The organism is Bacteroidota bacterium (genome assembly GCA_035506275.1).
In the GTDB taxonomy this organism is placed as follows: Bacteria; Bacteroidota; Ignavibacteria; order UBA10030; family UBA8401; genus JAGVPT01.
Genome location: DATJPT010000008.1, coordinates 143420 through 162623, shown reverse-complemented (window position 1 = coordinate 162623; position 19204 = coordinate 143420). Strand labels below are relative to the sequence as shown.

Annotated in this window: 11 protein-coding genes; 9 read left to right on the top strand and 2 right to left on the bottom strand. The window is 54.3% G+C overall.

What is annotated here, in order from left to right:
• Positions 1–2: 2 nt before the first annotated feature.
• The 9 genes from VMF88_06085 (at position 3) to VMF88_06045 (ending at position 15295) form a co-directional block, all read left to right on the top strand.
• Complete coding sequence (locus tag VMF88_06085) at positions 3–1133, top strand: hypothetical protein (GenBank protein HTY10622.1); 1131 nt, start codon at positions 3–5, stop codon at positions 1131–1133.
• Positions 1117–3174: a methionine--tRNA ligase gene (gene metG, locus VMF88_06080; GenBank protein ID HTY10621.1), complete on the top strand. Its 2058-nt coding sequence runs from the start codon at positions 1117–1119 to the stop codon at positions 3172–3174. Before VMF88_06085 ends, metG begins: the two co-directional genes overlap by 17 nt.
• 40 nt (positions 3175–3214) lie before the next feature.
• Positions 3215–4609: a dipeptidase gene (locus VMF88_06075; GenBank protein HTY10620.1), complete on the top strand. Its 1395-nt coding sequence runs from the start codon at positions 3215–3217 to the stop codon at positions 4607–4609.
• Between the two features lie 23 nt (positions 4610–4632).
• A complete protein-coding gene (locus VMF88_06070) occupies positions 4633–5190 on the top strand; it encodes a cob(I)yrinic acid a,c-diamide adenosyltransferase (GenBank protein ID HTY10619.1) in 558 nt (185 codons plus the stop codon).
• Positions 5191–5370: 180 nt separating this feature from the next.
• On the top strand, positions 5371–8877 hold the full coding sequence (locus VMF88_06065) for a FlgD immunoglobulin-like domain containing protein (GenBank protein ID HTY10618.1): 3507 nt from the start codon (positions 5371–5373) through the stop codon (positions 8875–8877).
• Positions 8878–9081: 204 nt separating this feature from the next.
• The gene (gene secA / locus VMF88_06060) at positions 9082–12162 is read left to right on the top strand and encodes a preprotein translocase subunit SecA (protein HTY10617.1); all 3081 of its coding nucleotides are present in this window, start codon (positions 9082–9084) and stop codon (positions 12160–12162) included.
• 46 nt (positions 12163–12208) lie between these two features.
• Positions 12209–12547 carry a P-II family nitrogen regulator gene (locus VMF88_06055; GenBank protein ID HTY10616.1) on the top strand — a complete coding sequence of 113 codons (339 nt, stop codon included), beginning with the start codon at positions 12209–12211 and terminating at the stop codon, positions 12545–12547.
• A 268-nt stretch (positions 12548–12815) separates the two neighbouring features.
• Complete coding sequence (locus VMF88_06050; protein HTY10615.1) at positions 12816–13076, top strand: hypothetical protein; 261 nt, start codon at positions 12816–12818, stop codon at positions 13074–13076.
• A complete protein-coding gene (locus VMF88_06045; GenBank protein ID HTY10614.1) occupies positions 13073–15295 on the top strand; it encodes a S8 family serine peptidase in 2223 nt (740 codons plus the stop codon). The genes VMF88_06050 and VMF88_06045 overlap by 4 nt, the downstream gene beginning before the upstream one ends.
• Positions 15296–15351: 56 nt before the next feature.
• Here the strand turns inward: VMF88_06045 and VMF88_06040 are convergent, their stop codons facing one another.
• Positions 15352–17256: a tetratricopeptide repeat protein gene (locus VMF88_06040; protein ID HTY10613.1), complete on the bottom strand. Its 1905-nt coding sequence runs from the start codon at positions 17254–17256 to the stop codon at positions 15352–15354.
• On the bottom strand, positions 17253–19202 hold the full coding sequence (locus tag VMF88_06035; GenBank protein ID HTY10612.1) for a tetratricopeptide repeat protein: 1950 nt from the start codon (positions 19200–19202) through the stop codon (positions 17253–17255). The genes VMF88_06040 and VMF88_06035 overlap by 4 nt, the downstream gene beginning before the upstream one ends.
• Positions 19203–19204 lie beyond the last annotated feature (2 nt).

The window sequence follows — 19204 nt, the reverse complement described above, 5'->3', positions numbered from 1 at the left end:
ACATGAGCTGGAATTCAATCATCGGACAATCGCGCGCCAAGGAAATTCTTCGCCGTTCGATCGAACAGCAAAGGATCGCGCATGCATATTTACTCTGGGGGCCGAGAGGAGTGGGGAAGGATGCCCTTGCGATCGAGTTCGCGAAGGTCCTCTTGTGCGAAAAGCAGGGAACGGCCGCGTGCGATGTCTGTCCGAGCTGCAAGAAAATGCTGCACCTTCAGCACCCCAACGTTAAACTCATCTTCGCGCTCCCCGCGGCAAAGTCCGACAAAGGGGGAGAGACCGGCGAGGGAAAGCTCCAGCCCGAATTGAGGGAAGAGATACAGAGCCAGGTGGAGCAGAAGGCAAAGAATCCCTATTTTCATTTCAATATTCCGAAAGCAACGCAGATCAACATCGGGACGATCCGCGACATCAAAAAAGAGTCCTCGTTATCGGCGTTCGAAAAGGGGCGAAAAATTTTTATCGTGTGCGATGCCGAAATGATGAACGACACGTCCGGGAATTCGCTGCTGAAGGTGCTCGAGGAACCGCTGAGCGACACCGTGTTTCTCCTCACCACTTCGCGGAGGGAGAAACTTCTTCCCACGATCATTTCGAGATGTCAAAGCGTCCGCTGCGACATCCTTAATGATGAAGAGGTCGAGCATGCGCTCGCCGAACGCGAGAGCGTTCCGGCCGGACAGGCCAAGCTCATCTCGCGGCTGTCGGGGGGGGATTATTCGTACGCGCTGGAACTTTTTTCGGAGGATGTCGCATCCCAGCGTGCCGATGCCGTTGAGTTCCTCCGGTCTGTGCTCGGCGGACGGAATTTGAAATTACTGGAGGATATCGAAGAGCGCGTCGCAGAGAACGACAGGAAGGCCGTCGAACAGCTGCTGACGCTTCTGCTCGTCTGGTTCCGGGATGCGATGATGATGAAAGAAGATGGAGGGGGCGGGATCATTAACGACGATCAGCGCGAGGACCTGAACCGGTTTCTTGCCCGCTTCAGCTCTTCCGATTTCCCGGCCACAATAATCGCCGTCGAACGGGGACTCGAACTTCTTCGGGGAAATGTGTATCTTCCCTTAGTGCTGCTTTCTGTATCGATCCAGCTAAAACGAATTTTACTGAATGCGCAGAAATTTTAAGAGAATATTAGTGACGGCGGCCCTCCCGTACGCCAACGGACCGATCCACCTGGGCCATCTCGCGGGAGCGTACATTCCCGCGGATATTTTTGTCCGATACCAGCGTCTGCAGCATCGCGACGTGCTTTTCATTTGCGGCTCGGACGAACACGGCGTGCCGATCACGATCACGGCGGACAAAGAAGGCGTTTCTCCCCAGGCCATCGTCGACCGGTTCCATGCGATGAACGTATCGTCGTTCGCCAGTCTCGGCGTCAGCTTCGACAACTATTCGCGGACATCGCTGCCGATCCATCACGAGACCTCGAAGGAATTCTTTCTCGATTTCTATTCAAAGAAAATTCTGAAGGAAAAGCAGGAACAGCAGTTGTACTGCGAAGTGAACAAGATGTTCCTTGCCGACCGGTACGTCGAAGGAACCTGCCCGGTTTGCGGCTACGAATCGGCGCGTGGCGATCAATGCGAAAACTGCGGAACGTGGCTCAACGTTGTCGAGCTGATCAACCCGAAATGCAAGCTGTGCGGAACGACGCCGGTGGTCCGAAGCACGACGCATTTTTATCTCCCCCTCGGCGATTTTCAGCCGCGCCTTGAAGAGTACGTCCATTCGCATACAGAATGGAAAGAAAACGTCCTCCAGTACTGCGAAAGCTGGTTCAGGGAGAAACTGCAGGACAGGGCGGTCACGCGGGACCTTAATTGGGGCGTACCGCTGCCGCTCGAGGGGTTTGAGCACAAGGTGCTCTATGTCTGGTTCGACGCGGTCCTCGGCTACATCTCGTCGACAAAAGAGTGGGCGCAGAGGCAAGGTTCGCCGGAAAAATGGAAGGAATACTGGCAGGATGAGGGGACGCAGTACATCGCTTTTATCGGGAAAGACAACGTGGTCTTTCATTGCATCGTTTTCCCGGCCATGTTGATGGCGAAAGGGGGCTATGCGCTGCCGGACAATGTTCCCGCCAACGAATTTCTGAATCTTGAAGGGGGAAAGTTCTCGAAAAGCCGCAACAATGCGATTTATGTGAAAGATGTCCTGACAGTGTTCGAGCCCGACCTGCTCCGCTACACCGTGACGACGATTCTCCCGGAAACGCGCGATTCGGACTTTTACTGGAAGGATTTTCAGGCAAAGAGCAACAACGAGCTGGCCGACATTTACGGGAATTTCGTGAATCGAACGCTGGCTTTTGCCGAAAAGAATTTCGGCGGGGCCGTCCCGGTCCGGGGAACGCTCAATGGGAGAGACCAAGAAATTATCGAGGTTCTTGCGCGCACTCCGGAAACTGCCGGTGCGCTGTACGAGAAGTTCAAGTTCCGTGAGGGAACCGCGGAGGTGATGAACCTGGCGCGCGCCGCCAATAAATATTTTAACGACAGCGAACCGTGGAAGACCATAAAGACAAAACCGGAAGTGTGCGCTACAACGGTCAATATCTGCCTGCAAATTGTCCGAAGCCTTGCCGTGCTCTTCTCTCCGACCGTGCCGTTCTCGTCCGAAAAGATTTGGACCATGATCGGCATGCGCTCTCCTCTTCGCGACGAACACTGGTCCAACGCCGGAGAACTGAACCTCGCCCCCGGGCACAAACTCAAGAAGCCCGAGATTATTTTTAAGAAAATCGAGGATGAAGCCATCGAAGCAGAACTGCAAAAAATGAAGCCCCCGGCCGGAGAGCCCGAGGCGGTCCCCGCAAAGAGAACGCCTCCGTTCAAGCCCGTGATCTCGTTCGAGGACTTTCAGAAAGTCGATTTGAGGGTCGCTAAGATCATTGCGTGCGAGCCAGTCCCGAAATCAAAGAAGCTGTTGAAGCTCTCGGTCGATCTAGGCTCAGAGCGGCGCCAGATCGTTGCCGGAATCGCGCAGCAGAGGAAGCCGGAGGAGCTGATCGGCAAGACCATCATTGTCGTCGCCAACCTTGCGCCGGCGCAGCTGATGGGGGTCGAGTCGCAAGGGATGCTTCTTGCCACGCACGGCGACGGGGATGCGTTTGCGTTGTTGTCGGTCTCGAACGAGGTTGAGCCGGGAAGCGGAATCAAGTAACGGAAGTATTCAAATCATTTCATTATTGCAAGGAATAACAATGGAAAAAGTTTTACCATATATCCTCTCCAACAAAGACCGGTATATTGACGAATTGAAAGAGTTCCTCGCGATTCCCAGCGTCAGTTCGCAGAAGGAACACGATGACGACACGAGGCGGTGCGCACAATGGGTCGCGGATCACATGAAAAAGATCGGAATGGAAAATGTCCAGATCCTTCCGACGGGAGGCCATCCGGTGGTCTTCAGCGAATGGCTACACGCAGCGGGGAAACCGACGGTCCTTTTCTACGGCCACTACGACGTTCAGCCGGTCGATCCACTGAATCTCTGGACCTCTCCTCCGTTTGAAGGAACGATCCGCGGCGAGAGGCTGTATGCCCGCGGCGCGGCGGACGATAAAGGACAGGTGTTCATCCACTTCAAAGCCGTGGAAGCGTTCATGAAGCAGTACGGATCGATGCCGGTCAACATCAAGATGATCATCGAAGGGGAAGAGGAAGTGGGGAGCGAGAACCTGGATCGCTTCATCGAAGAGCATACCGAACTTCTGAAAGCAGATCTGGTCATCATATCGGATTCGGGAATGTTCGCAAAAGGAGTGCCGTCCATCTGCTACAGCCTTCGCGGATTGGCATATATGGAGGTCGAAGTGACCGGTCCGAACCGCGATCTCCATTCAGGATCGTTCGGAGGTTCGGTGCACAACCCCGTTCAGGCATTGTGCGAAATGATCGCGTCGCTTCACGATAAGAACGGAAAGATCACCGTGAAAGGATTTTACGACGATGTCCGTCCGCTGACGAAGGTCGAACGTAACTCGTTCAAGAAGCTTCCCTTTAGGGACAAGAGCTACGCAAAAGATCTCGGAGTCAAAGCTCTCTACGGTGAAAAAGGGTTTACGACTCTCGAAAGGGTTTGGTCGCGTCCGACGCTCGAGTGCAACGGGATCTGGGGAGGATACATCGAAGAAGGGGCAAAGACCGTCCTCCCCGCAAAAGCGTTCGCGAAAATATCCATGCGTCTTGTTCCCGACCAGACTTCCGCGAAAGCGGCAAAGCTCTTTGAAAAACATCTTAAGAAAATTGCCCCCAAGACCGTTTCGGTCAAAGTACGCAACTTGCACGGCGGCGAGGCGGCCATCACCCCGATCGACAGCCCGGGAGTGAAGGCTGCTGTCGATGCGCTGGAAAAAGGGTTCGGCAAAAAAGTGTTGTATCAGGGAGAAGGGGGTTCGATCCCGGTCGTTGCGCAATTCAAAAAAGTCCTTGGCATCGATACGGTGCTTCTCGGTTTCGGCCTGCCGGACGAAAATGCGCATTCCCCGGATGAGTTCATCAACCTTGATAACTTCTTCGGCGGAATCCGCACTTCGGCCTACTTCTATGACGGGCTTCCAGGTTTCTGGAAGAACCATCCGCATAAGAAGAAGTAATTTTTCGCTTACCGGCGCTTCCTATGAAGATCTATACAAAAACTGGAGACAAGGGAGAGACGGGACTCTTCGGAGGCGACCGGGTTTCAAAGGATAGCCTGCGTATTGAAGCCTACGGCGCTGTTGACGAACTCAATTCTCTTCTCGGAGTAGTCCGGTCGTTCAGACCGGGCAGGAAGGTCGATGAGATTCTTGAAAGAATTCAAAACGAACTCTTCGTTCTCGGCGCCGATTTGGCGACAAAGAAAAGAAACAAGCGATCGCTGATCCCCCACATTACCGGCTCACAAGTTCTCCTCCTGGAACGAACGATCGATGCCATTCAGCGTTCGCTTCCGCCGCTGAAGGCCTTCGTTCTTCCCGGAGGGACGCCCGGAGCTTCCTATCTCCATTATGCGCGCACCGTCTGCAGACGCGCCGAACGCTCTGCCGTTCGGTTGATGCGATTGGAAAGCATTAACAAAGACATCCTCGTCTATCTCAACCGCCTTTCAGACCTGTTGTTCGTCCTTTCCCGCCGTCAAAACCTCGATGCGAAGAAGCAAGAGATTCAATGGAAAAATCCTTCACCACGCCGTTAATACGGCTGTTTTGATGAAATCCCCTCTGCCCCCCGGAAGGTTGCTTCATATTCAAAATGAAGAGAAGAAGTCAGGCCAGAAACCGGTATTGCTATTTCAAGCTGCAAAGGGTACATTCACCGCATCACACCTGACGATTGGGAGCGTTTTCTTACCGACATATAAAAAAAGGGGCTTCCTATGAAAACTATCCGAGCGCAATTCCTCCTTGTTGCCGCAATAGTATTGATTGGCACTCAAGCGTTGTTTGCGGAACGGCCAGCAAGCGCACAGAGTGCCTCACGGCTCGCCAAGACGGCAACCAGTAATGTCTACCAGCCGATGGACATTAACAACATCTTCAACTACTACGGAAATAACGGGGACGGTTCATTTAACCCGTTCTTCGCGAGCGACGAAGGGTTCGAGTTCCCGATCGGCTCGAACGTTGGGACATGCGTCTTTGAGGACGGCCTTGTGTGGACGGCGTTCAAGAGCGGCGCACTTTTTTGCGGCGGTTCGACGTACAACCATGGCCTGCAACCTGGAAGAATCCTGGTCAATGGATCGGCAAGCGCGTTACCGACGCCGTCCGATCCCACGGACCCGGCAAACAGAATCTATCGGGTCCGGCCGGATATCAGGCCGACCACAAATGCAGATACCATTGCCCTCGAGACGGCGCTACTACAGAACAGCGAAGTCAGTTACATCGGCCGATTCGGGGGTGCCAGCGCCAACGATTTGCTTCAACAATACTGGAACGACTGGAACCGATGGCCCGCGGACCAGGGAGCGCCGTACACAGATCTGAACCACAATGGCATGTATGACCCCGGCGTCGACATACCGGGGTATCCCGGCGCGGACCAGACCGAGTGGATGGTCATGAATGACGCAAATCCGACGCTGACAGTGAATCTCTATTCGTCAAACCCGATAGGCCTCGAGGTGCAGCGAACGATCTGGGCGTACCGGCAGCCCGGAGCGCTAGCCAATACGATTTTTGAAAGCTATAAGTTGATCAACAAGAGCGGAGTTGAGCTTGATTCAATGTACGTTGCACAATGGGCCGACCCGGACATTGGTTTCATGGGAGACGATGCGGTCGGCTGCGATACGGTTCTTAGCCTGGGATATGCCTACAACGGCGAACCCCGCGATGCGAGTTTCGCGAGTCTTGGACTTCCCCCTCCTTCGGTCGGTTTTAATTTTCTTCAGGGGCCGAAAATAAAAGGGCTGTCCACAGACACTGCGATCATCGACGGTCTCCGTATAGCGGGCTATAAGACTTTGCCGATGACGGCTTTCGACTTCTTCCTTAACGGGAATGCCACTTTTGATGACCCGCAGCTTGGTTCAAGTGGTCCAAACGGCGCCACCATGTGGTATAATCTAATGAGAGGATTGGTAGGCACTACCGGTGCATCATTTCCTTCAACTGTTACAAACGGCGGAAGATTCTGTTATCCAGGAGATCCTGTGACCGGTACTGGCCCCACATTTATAAGCGGACCAGGAGTTGTCTCTCCTCCTGCCGACATTCGAATGGCTCTTTGTTCCGGACCATTTACGATGGCTGCCGGAGATACTCAGGAAGTTGTCGTTTCGGCGATTGCCGGCCTGGGAGCAGATTACTTGTCAAGCATCGCCGCATTGAAGGCGAATGAGAAAATTGTTGCCCAGGAATTTGGTCTTACGTTCAAGGGGTTGCCTCAGGTAAGTTTTTCGGTAAAGGACACCGGGTCGAACGCGATTGTTTCTTTCAGGGCAGATGCACGGACCTTGAATGCCTTAGGCGTCACAATCAATCTGAAAACATACGGTGATTCGCTGGTTGCCAGCGTTCCGCTTCTTGACGACGGATTGCATAGCGACGGCGGCTCCGGCGATTTCGTTTTCGGGCAGTCAGTACAGATACCGCAGCGGCCGACCGGACTTACCGCTGACGTTGTCGTCCATTATCCGAACGGACGGATTATTACGTGGATGCAAACACTCAACAACATCTCGACAACATCGCTGACTGTTTCCGGATATTCTGTCGCGTCCGATAACGTCAATGAAGACGGCATTCCAAATCCGGGCGAGACGGTGAGATACACCTTCGACCTGAAAAACAACTCCTCGTTCGCTTTTTCAAACCTGAAGATCCATCAATCACCCGGGGCGCCGGAGCAATATCTCAGCCTTGCAGCGTTGGGGGCGACTGCGACCTTCTCGCTCTCGTACGACCAGAATAATCCGGCCACGTACCTGGCGTTTGACGTGCCGAGAGGCGACACCGATTCGACAATAACGCTTGTACTCACCATCAGTGATTCGCTCTATAACCAATGGACCGACACGCTTGTTTTTCCTGTCAGGCAGCTCAGTTATGCATTGTATACTACACCCCTGCTTCATGTTTCCGGCCGCGCTCAGGGGTCCTTTAAGGTCTGGATTGTCGATTCTACGAAATTGAAAAATCACATTTACGAGATTCGCGGGATCGATTCGATTGCCCCCGGACCCGTTCACGGGTACACCGTCATCGACTCCACGACCGGAACGGTCCTCATCCAAAATCATTATTTGCCGGACTCGCTCGGGTTCACCAGTCCGGTCATTGATGGATTTAAGCTGCTTCGGGGAACGATCGATACGCTGCCGGGAATGAATTCCGGCGGGGAGGGAGTGGGATGGAATATCCCCTCGGGCAAAAGGGATTGGTCAAGTCTCGATGCCGGCGACTACGCCCTTGAAGGGTTCAATGTTTCAGGGACCGGCGGAGCGATCGGGATGGGTTTGGACTGGGGAAAAACATTTGGCGCAGGGACATCAACTGTTCCTCCAGATCAATTTCATGACGTGCTGATCAAATTTGCCACGGTTGACTCGAGCTTCAACATCGTCAATCCGAGCGATCCCAATGTCTCCTTGGCGTATCGGTTCGTGCGGCATGCAAACTCAGTTCTGGCGGACCCGTCATTCCTGCCGATTGTCAATGCGACGCTGGGATATGCATATCAGGACCGGCGGCCCGTGCCTTTTGTAGCACTGGACGAAGACAACAACAATCAGCAGCTGGATGTCGGCTTTCTGGAAAACAATGCGGCGGGGGGAAGGGAAAACGGTAAGTACGATCCGCCGTCGACCAGTTCGGGGATTGAAACCACAACGTCGCGCGAGTTTGCATTTATTTTTGCGACAAACTACAACGCAACCGTCAACAATCCGCTCATTCCGGCCGATATTTTGGATGATAATTCCCCGATGATGTGGTGGATCGTCGCGACGATGAGGGGGGCCAATTTATTCGCGGACGGAGATGAATTCGAGATCATCGCAAACCACGCCCCGTCGTCCAGCGACCTCTGGACGTTCAATCCGACCGTTTTGACATCGGTAAAACAAGCGGCCCTGCCGTTTGTTTTCCACTTGATGCAGAACTATCCGAATCCTTTCAACCCGACGACCACGATCCGCTATGAGCTCTCGGTGCCGAGTAAAGTGGTTCTGACGGTCTACAATATCTTGGGACAAAGAGTCCGGACGCTCGTCGACGAGGTTCAGCAAGCCGGTCCGCAGCTTTTGGTGTGGGATGCGAAGAGCGACGGCGGATACAATGTAGCGAGCGGCGTGTATTTTTATCGGCTGCAGGCGTCCGCGCTTTCAGGTGCGCCTGGAACGATGAGCATGACGAAGAAGATGGTCCTTCTTCGGTAGCGACAATGCCGTTCAAAGCAGGAAGGCGCCCGTTTTCCGGACGCCTTCTTGCGGCTTCATGCTTTTCCGTATTCAAGCCTCTTTGATCCCCCCTCTGATTCGCGAGTTCTGCCTCGTGCCCTCCGTTTTTTGCTCTTCTCTCAATAAATGCTTATATTTTGATGAATTAGTGTGGCGAGACTGCATATTCGTAGAGGAATTTGAATGTTCGATGTGTTGAAAAAAATATTCGGCAGCAAGCACGAGAAAGATGTTCAGCAGCTTCTGCCGGTTGTCGAGGAAATTAATCGTCACTGTGAGTCCTATAAATCACTGACCGATGATGAACTTCGTGCAAAGACCGCAGAGTTTAAGAAGCGGATCGCGGATGAGACCGCGGAGGGGAATGCTCATCTTGCGGAACTGCGGGAGCGATTGAAAACCGATATTCCGTTCGAAGAACGGGAAAAGGTGTATGACGAGATCGACGAAGAGGAAAAAGAGCTAAACGAGACCGTGAAGGAGATCCTTGACGAAATCCTCCCCGAGGCCTTTGCGGTCGTGAAGGATACGTGCAGGCGTCTCGTCGGGCAAATGTGGGAAGTCGCCGGCAACAAAGTTGTCTGGGACATGGTGCCGTTCGACGTACAGCTGATCGGAGGCATTGTCCTCCATCAGGGGAAAATTTCCGAGATGGCCACCGGCGAAGGGAAAACACTCGTTGCGACGCTGCCGATGTATTTGAACGCGCTGGCTGGCAAGGGAGTTCACCTCGTCACCGTTAACGATTACCTTGCGCTCCGCGACAGCCAGTGGATGGGAAAAATATTTGAATTCCACGGGCTGACGGTCGGATGCATTCTCCAGAATCAAGACCCTCCGCATCGGAGGCTGCAATATGCCGCGGATATCACCTACGGCACGAACAACGAGTTCGGCTTCGATTATCTCCGCGACAACATGGTCGGGACGCCGGACGACATGGTCCAGCGCGGCCATTATTATGCCATCGTCGACGAGGTTGACTCCGTCCTCATCGATGAAGCGAGAACGCCTCTCATCATCAGCGGGCCGGTGGAAGTTGACGACCAGAAGTTCGGCGAAATGAAGCCCCGGGTCGAACGGCTTGTTACCGCCCAGCGAAATCTCGTCGCGAAAATAGTGAACGAAGCGGAGTCGCTGCTGCAAGATGAAAAGAAGCAGGATGAAGCGGGGGTTCTTCTTCTGCGGGCAAACAGAGGCGCGCCGAAAAATAAAAAGCTGATCAAGATTTTTTCCGACGGCGGCGCAAAGAAACTGATGCAGCAGACGGAATCGGTCTACCTGGCCGAGCAGTCGAAGCGGATGCATGAGATCGACGACGAGCTCTACTATGCGGTCGACGAAAAGAATCATTCTATCGACCTGACCGAAAAAGGGCGCGAGCTGCTGGCCGGAAATTCGGACACGGAGTTCTTCGTGATTCCCGACATCGGGACCGAGATGAGCCTTATCGAGAACAATCAGGAGCTGACCCCGGAGCAGAAGCAGGCCAAGAAGGACGAAGCGAACAAGCTGTACGCGGAAAGGAGCGACACCATTCATACGGTGCTCCAGCTCCTGAAGGCATACTCGCTGTATGAAAAGGACGACGAGTATGTGGTGACCGACGACGGAAAAGTGATGATCGTCGATGAATTCACGGGACGCCTGTTGCACGGACGGCGGTACTCCGACGGCCTGCATCAGGCGATCGAGGCGAAGGAGGGAGTGAAGGTCGAACGCGATACTCAGACGATGGCCACGGTCACCCTCCAGAATTATTTCCGCCTCTACAAAAAGCTAGCCGGCATGACCGGCACGGCCGAGACAGAGGCCGCCGAGTTCTTCGAGATCTACAAGCTCGACGTCGTCTCCATTCCGACGAATGTCAAGGCGATCCGGGAGGATCTCGAGGATGTCGTGTATAAGACGAAGCGCGAAAAGTACAACGCGGTGATCGCGGAGATCGAGGAAATGCGGGAGAAGCGGCGTCCGGTGCTGGTCGGAACGACGAGCGTTGAGGTCTCGGAGACGATCAGCAGGATGTTGAAGCGGAAGGGGGTTCCCCACAACGTGTTGAACGCAAAGCAGCACCAGCGTGAAGCAGAAATTGTGCAGAACGCCGGACTTCCCGGCGCCGTCACCATCGCGACGAACATGGCGGGACGCGGAACCGACATCAAACTCGGACCGGGCGTCCGCGAGGTCGGCGGGCTGCATATCGTCGGAACCGAACGCCACGAGGCGCGCCGCATCGACCGCCAGCTCCGCGGCCGGTCGGGACGGCAAGGCGACCCCGGTTCATCAAAATTCTTCCTTTCGCTGGAAGACGACCTCCTCCGTCTGTTCGGCAGCGAACGCATCGCCGGCATCATGGAGCGGATGGGGCTGCAGGAAGGGGAAGTGATCCAGCACAGCATGATCACGAAGTCGATCGAGCGGGCGCAGAAGAAGGTCGAGGAGAACAACTTTGGCATCCGAAAGAGGCTGCTCGAATACGACAACGTAATGAACCAGCAGCGCGAGGTGATCTACGCCAAACGGCGTCACGCCTTGCTCGGCGAACGACTGAAGGACGACATCTTCTCGATGCTCGGCGACTTTATCGATGAGCTCGTCGAAGAACATTACGATCAAGGCAACCTCGCGCAGCTGAAGGATGCGCTGCGGGTGAACCTGCTTGTCGACCTCCCTATGACTCCTGAAGAATTTCAAACCCTCGGGAAAGACGGCGTAAAGGCGGAAGCCGTGAAATGCGCTTCGGAGTTTTATCGGCGGAAAGAGGAGAAGATCGGCGCTGAAATTATGGGGAACGTTGAACGGCTCGCAATGCTGCAGGTGATCGACGTCCGATGGAAGGAACATTTGCGTGAGATGGATGACCTCAAAGAGGGGATCCACCTTCGCGCGTACGGGCAAAAAGATCCGATCCTGGAATACAAAGGGGAAGCGTTCAACATGTTCATCGAGATGATCGGCATGATCAACCGCGAAGCGCTGAACCTCGTCTTCAAGCTGTTCCCGGAAAGGACGGAACAGCTCCCGCTGCCGCAATCGCGCCGCCCAGTGCATCGCGGACAATTGACCATGACCCATGACGCTGCGACGGGGCTTGGATTCCACGCCAACCGCGAACCGGTAGAAGGAAACGAGAATACGCGTGGTACTCCTCCCCAGCCGTCCGCCCCCAAAGTTCAGCAGCTTCATGCCGGAGAAAAGATCGGCAGAAACGACCCGTGCCCATGCGGCAGCGGGAAAAAATACAAGAACTGCCACGGAAAGTAGCAGCCTAGAACCAGCTCTCAATCACGAATCACTTGCCCGAAAGAATATGAAAAAAATTGAAGCCATTATCCGCCCCTTTAAGCTCGACGATGTCCGCGAAGCGTTGTCGGAGATCGGCGTGCGTGGGATGACATTGACGGAGGTGAAGGGGTACGGCAGACAGAAGGGACATGCGGAAATTTACCGGGGGTCGGAGTATCAGATCGATTTCCTTCCCAAGATCAAGATTGAAGTTGTTGTCTCCAGCGACTTTGCCAATAAGGTGATCGAAACGATTCTCAAGGTCGCAAAAACCGGTCAAGTCGGTGATGGGAAGATCTTTGTTACTTCGATCGACGAAGCCATCCGCATCCGGACGGAAGAATCGGGCGAAGAAGCGATTTGAGGATGCTGTCATGACGCGGTTCGATGGAGCCGCCGCGTTTGCATGCCGGGTGCTGCGAGTCACAATTCGTGCATTGAATTGTGCGCATCTTCCGGCATAGAATGAACAGCAGCGTTATGAGGAATAGTTTTTTTCCCTCCGCATATTCAAGACCCTAAAATAATCAGCCATCGTTCGCATTCACGACATATTCCGGGCAGCACCGTTCTTCATCCTGATCGCATTGATCGTTCCGGGGTGCCGCCCCGCAGGAGTGCCCGACCTTTGCGTGCACAAGATCTCCCGCCGTTTGTTGGACGGAATGAAGGAACCGGCCGCGGAAGACGTACGCTATCGGGTAGTGATCAGGCTGAGCGATTCTACCGGTGTGAAGAACTCGGTTCCCGCTGTGGTCATCGATTCGAAAATGGTTGCGACAGGGTCACTGACGGCGGAGGAAATTCGAAGATTGTGCGTTCTCGAACAAGTTGAGTTTATCGACCTGCCCAGGCAATATCATCCATCGGAACAACATGAAGGAAACTTATGAAGCGCATACCTTCCGCCGTCGTTATCTTCCTTTGCTGTTTCTCTTTGTCTCCGGCTCAAAGCAGCAGCCAACCGGCCGTTTTCGGCAAGCTCGACAGCCGTCTCCGCGCGATCGTCGAGCATAGTTCCTCTTTCGGCGTGCTTGGAAAATTCCTTCCGCCGGGGGCTGCGGCCGATAAGGCCGGCGGTAAATACAATATCATCGTCTATTCGAGCAACGTTCAGGAAGCGATCCTCACGGGTGTTCAGCCGAGGACGGTGACATCAAATTTTTTTACCGCTGATGCGACAGCGGACCAGATCGGAAAGCTTTCGGTCCTCGGGAGCGTCGAATACATTGCGCTGGCCAGGAGATACAAACCGGCTCTCGACAAGAGTGTTCCCGAAATACATGCCGATAAGCTTCAAAACGGATCCTATAACGGGACATCGTACACGGGCAAGAATGTCATCGTAGGGTTTGTCGATACCGGCATCGACTGGACACACCTTGATTTTCGGGCCGATAGCGACGCGACCCAGTCGAGGATTTTGTGGATGTGGGATCAGACGGGGTCGGGGGGCGCTCCCGCGGGCTTTACCAAAGGGACCGAATATTCGCAAGCGCAGATCAGCGCCGAGCTCGGTGCTTCTCCCCCCCACGTTGTGAAAGAGAAGGACACCGACGGACATGGGACGCACGTCGCGGGGATCGCGGCTGGGGATGGTTCTTCGAACGGCGGCAAATATAAGGGGGTGGCGCCGAACGCTGATATTATTTTCGTCAAGACGACTTTTAATGATGCGGACATCATCGACGGCATCACCTATATCCGCCAAAAAGCGGAAGCAGCGGGGAAACCGTTCGTCATCAATTTGAGCCTTGGTTCACAGAGCGGCGCACACGACGGGACCGACGCCATGGAGACCGATATCGATCAGGAACTTGCCAAACCGGGACGGGCGGTCGTTGTTGCGGCCGGCAACGAAGGGACGGACCAGATCCACGCCGACACCACGCTCACGCAGGGAGGCACCGCAACGTATCAATTCTCGATTCCGGCGTATACTGCGTCAGGCGCCACGGACAATGACTACGTCGAATTTGATCTATGGTACCAGAGTCAAGATCAGTTGACGGTAACGGTGACCAGCCCTAACGGCGCAGTCGTTTCGGCGATCTCGGGGAATCTCACGACGGTTCAGACCTCCACGAACGACGGAGCGGTGGAAATCGACAACGCATCTAACGGCGTCAGTCCCTTGAACCAGCTCAACGAATGCGTCATCTTCATTTATGATTCTTCTCCGACCAAACCTCCACGGGCCGGCACATGGCAGATAAAAGTATCCGCCGTATCGATCGGCCAGGGAGGGGGGGAGTACGACCTGTGGCTCAGCGATTCTCAGCTTTCAACGTCGAACGGCGCAACACCCCTCTTGACCACCGGCTATTCGTTTCGGAAACTTGTCGGCTCGCCCGGGACATCGAAGAAGGCGATCACCGTCGGCTCATACATCACAAAATTCAAGTGGCCCTCTATTGACGGGCACACCTACTCGTTTGTCGGGGAAGATACTCTTATCGGTCAGTATTCCGCGTTCAGCAGCATGGGACCGACAAGGGACGGAAGGCAGAAGCCTGAGATCTGCGGTCCGGGAGAGGTGATCGTCTCCGCATTGTCGAAAGATTCGTCACCGGACACCGCCTTGATCGATCCCGACGGTGAACATGTTGTGCTGCAAGGGACGAGCATGGCGACGCCTCACGTCGCAGGAGTGGCAGCGCTTCTTCTGCAGGCAAAGCCGGGGTACACTTCGGATCAAATCAAGAATGCGATGACATCCACCGCGCGTAAGGATGTGTTCACCGGCGGTTCAGTCAGCAGCCAGTGGGGGTATGGGAAGATCGATGCAACCGGGTCAATGGGTTCGGTCCTGGCCGTCAAGGAAGTTACTGCATCGGTGCCCAGAAATTTTTCGCTTGAACAAAACTATCCCAATCCGTTCAACCCCTCGACCCAGATTCACTATACGCTTCCGCAAAATTTCAGAGGGATGGTGTCGTTGACGGTTTTTGACATCCTTGGCAAAAAGGTCGCCGCACTCGTCAACGAAGAACAGACAGCGGGAACGTATACCGCGACGTGGAATGCTGCAACTTCCGCGAGCGGGGTGTATTTCTGCATGCTCCGAGCGGGGACCTTCTTCGATGTCAAGAAGATGGTCTTGATGAAATAGCCGCTGGATGTCGAAAGGTCATGTTTCGGGAAGGCACGGGTGCGGCTTGGGGTCCCTTACTGGATGCCGAGCCTGTGAAAGAGCCGCTGGCCCGCCTGAGTCTCTTTTTCTGATCGAAGGAAGACTTTTGAGACGCCGAGAAGGTAGAGCTTGCCGTTTGAAGAGTCCGCGTTAAGCGCCGAACGAAAATCCGACAATGCGGAAGTTGTATCGCCGACCAGCAGCTCGGTAAACGCCCTGTGAATTTTCGCGTCGAGCCGGTACGGTGTCAGCCCGATCTGTTCCCCAAAATCCGTCAACGCCTTCTGAAAATTCCCCGTCTGCATGAACGCAAATGCCCGGTCGCCGTACGCTTCGGCGTAGCGGGGATTCAATTCCAACGCCCGGCGGTAGTCGGCGAACGCCAGGACGTAGTTTCGAACGTTGCCGTAGGCGTTTGCCCGGCTGTCGAGTGCCTCTGGAAACGACGGCCGTTCCTTCAAAGCTTCAGAGAGAACAACGATGGCGCTGTCGAATTTTCCGCCGTTCACCATGGCGCGTCCGAGATAAAACTTTGCCGCAGGGTCGGCCGGTTGAAGCGCTGCCGCACGCCGGAAATCGTTCGCGGCAGAGTCGATCTCGCGGGCATCAAGATACACCCGACCGCGGTCAAGGTAGATCTCCTCGTTGTCGGGCGCCAATTCCACTGCGCTGCTGAGATCCGTTAACGACTTTCTGAGCGCAAACCTGGAATGGTAATATAATCCCCTTTGCGTCAGGATGAACGCGCTGCCGGGATTTTCCGCATGTGCTTCATCCCAAAAGGGAATGCTCTCTCTCCAATATTCACATCGGGTTCGTCCGCTATAAATGAGCAGTACCACTAGGCAAATGCAGGCCGCATAAGCCCCCCACAATGCCGTCCGCCGTTGTTCCAGCTTCGAGAGTCCGGTATCGGCGAACCACGCGATCATCACGAAAAATCCCGCCGACGACAGGTAGAACGAATGGTCGGACAGCGCCCATGCTCCATCAGAGCGGCCGGTAAAAACTGCAAGACTCATGATGACGGAGAATGCAAAGCCGTAAAATAGGAGAGGAGTCCGCCGCTTATTCCAAAAGAGAAGCACTCCTATGGTGAGAAGAATGAACGGGAATACCGATTCGCCGTACACCAAGGATGATTGTTCTATCTCCGCTGCGCTCCTGACAAGAGGAGCGTGGAACGGCGCGATGATTCTGAGCATCTCTTCAACAATTCCGAGCCTGAACATCGCGACGGAATCGGCAGCAAGGCGGGCGAGAAAATTGATCTCCTCAATCCTGACGGCGGAAAAAAGAAATGCGGCTGCCCAAATGAGGACAAAGACTGATTTTTGTTGCACGCGCGCAACAGTGATCGTTCGATCATGGAGAAGATCCAACCCCAACAGCACAAAGATCAGGCCGAGCGACGGCGCTCCGAGAAGATAAAAGAGGATCGTGACAAGGATGACGGCAGACCAGTTGAGGACATTTTTTTGTTCTTGGAGCCGGAGATAGCTAAGACACGTGAGCAAAAAGAAGAAAGTCGAGAATACGATCGACTGTGTGCTCAACCACGCGACCGTTTCCACCTGCATCGGATGCACGGCAAATAGGATGCCCGCGATCAACGATATCCGGTCGGAGTGTACCAGCCTGCGCACAATGAAGAAGAGAAGCACGGCGTTGGCGGCGTGAACGACCATGCTCATGGCATGAAAAAGGAAATAACCGTATTCGCTGAAGCTCCTCTGAAACGCGGTCAGGGCAAGCACCACCGGAAGATACCCTCTCTGCGCGAAGAACCCGGCTTTCCCCTTGGTTGCCGCAGCCACGGCATCGAACAGTCCTCCGTCGTTCCAGTTGATGATGTTATTGAACAGCACCGGGTAAAAGGTCACGATGGAAACGGTGACCAGAAGATATGCTATCGCAAGGCTAAGAGTTTTTTTGTTCACGGTCGAGCGTGCTTAGATGAATACTGCGCGGCGATCTTTTGGTCGAGCGAGGCCCTCGTCGAATCTCCAAGGGTGATGAATAATGCCCGCCGCATTTCCAGATATTGGACCTTTCCAGGAGCCTTGTCTATCAATTCGGTCAGTCGTGCGGCGGTGACATTGACGCTGTCGATCGAGGAATTTATTCGGGTCACCATCGAATCGCTTTTGAGCTCCGGCTGCTTTCCGACCGCCGCAGCGAGGTCGGACATCGCCGATACCAACAGCCGGAGGCTGTACTCCGCGATTGCTTTTTGGTACATCGCTTCGGTGTGGTCCGGGTTGATCGCTAACGCGGCGTCGAAGTAACTCAATGAGGCAAGCGGATCTTTGCGGTCGTGCAAAATGATATAGCCGATGCTGTACGGCGCGTCAGCAAAGCGGTCTTCACGGGTGTGGGACAACCGGTAGTCGGCAAGAGCGCTGTCGACGAAACCTAAGTGATAGTACGCCGTTCCCCGGTTATAGAACACGGATGCGGGGAGGTACCCCAGCGCGATCGAGCGCGAATAATCATTGACCGCTTCCCGGTAGCGTTCCAATCCGCTTTCGGCGTTCCCTTTGTTATAGAAAGCTTTCGCATTTCCCGGGTCGAGCCCAAGAAGCTTAACACAATCCTCCAAAGCTCCCGCAAAATTCCCCGCTTGAATTCTCGCATTTGCCCTGTTTCCGTACGCGATATTGATGCGGTCGTTCTTTTCGATGACGTCGTCAAAAAGCGTGACGCTGTTCTTCCAGACCCCGACCCTCCCCAGGGAAATAACGAAGAGGCACAAGACAAAGACCGCTTCCGGCAAGGCCTTCGGGATCGGTGTTTCCGGCGCATGGACGGAAATGCGCGATTCAACTAGCTCGAAGAGCTGGTAAAGGAACAGCGCGATCCCGAGAATCGGAAGGTAGCAATACCGGTCGGCGACAAGCGACGCGTTGTTGAAGGGGATCACTTGCAGGACGGGGGAGAGCGCGACAACATAAAATATCAATCCGGCAAAAAGATCGACCGGCCGCTTCCTTAAAAGCCAGAGAGGGATGACAACAAGCGCAAGGAGAAACGGAGCCGCATAATAGGTCCACGGCAGTCCATGACCGGCAAGCTGAGGGTAGGCATAGCACGACGATAGGTTAACAGGGAAGACTGCTTTCACGATGTAAAAAGCAACTTGATAGAAGAAGAGCAGCAACTGCTGGAACAATGAATAATACTTCAGCGGCGGGAGAGCCCCGTTGCTTTGACTCTTCAAAAAGAACAGAGAGTATGCCGCGGTACCGATGAGAAACGGGATCAGCTTATAGAGCGATCTCGCGCCGACTTTCTTTGACTTCCAGAGCTCTATCAAAATGATGGCTGCCGGCAGTGTGACGGCCGTCGGTTTCGAGAACAATGCACATGCGAAAAGGAAAAGCGCGGTCGCGTAGAACCACGGACTTTTTTTCTCCGTCGATCGAAGATAGGCCGCCAGCGATGCGAGATAGAAGAATGCGTACAGCAGCTCTTTCCTGGCGGAGATCCATGCCACCGATTCCACCTGCAGCGGGTGAAGAGCGAAAACTGCGGTGATAAATATCGCCATTCCATCCGGCATCGAAAGCTTTTTCAGGAGGAAAAAAACAAGGACGACATTCAAAAGGTGAAGCAGGATGTTTGTTGCATGAAACGTCCATGCCGTTCCCCCTCCCGCCTGCCAATCGATGCTGTATGTAACCATCGTCAACGGATGATACATGTATTCGGCGGTCGGGCGGAACAGAAGGGCAACGGATCCGGGCGAAAGCTGGCGAATTGCCGGATTATTGACGACATAAATATCGTCGTCCCAGTTCGTAAATTGATATCCGATCGACGGAAGAAAAACGACGCATGCGGCCGCCAGGATGGCGAAAATCGCCGCGCGAGTTGACAAAGGCATGG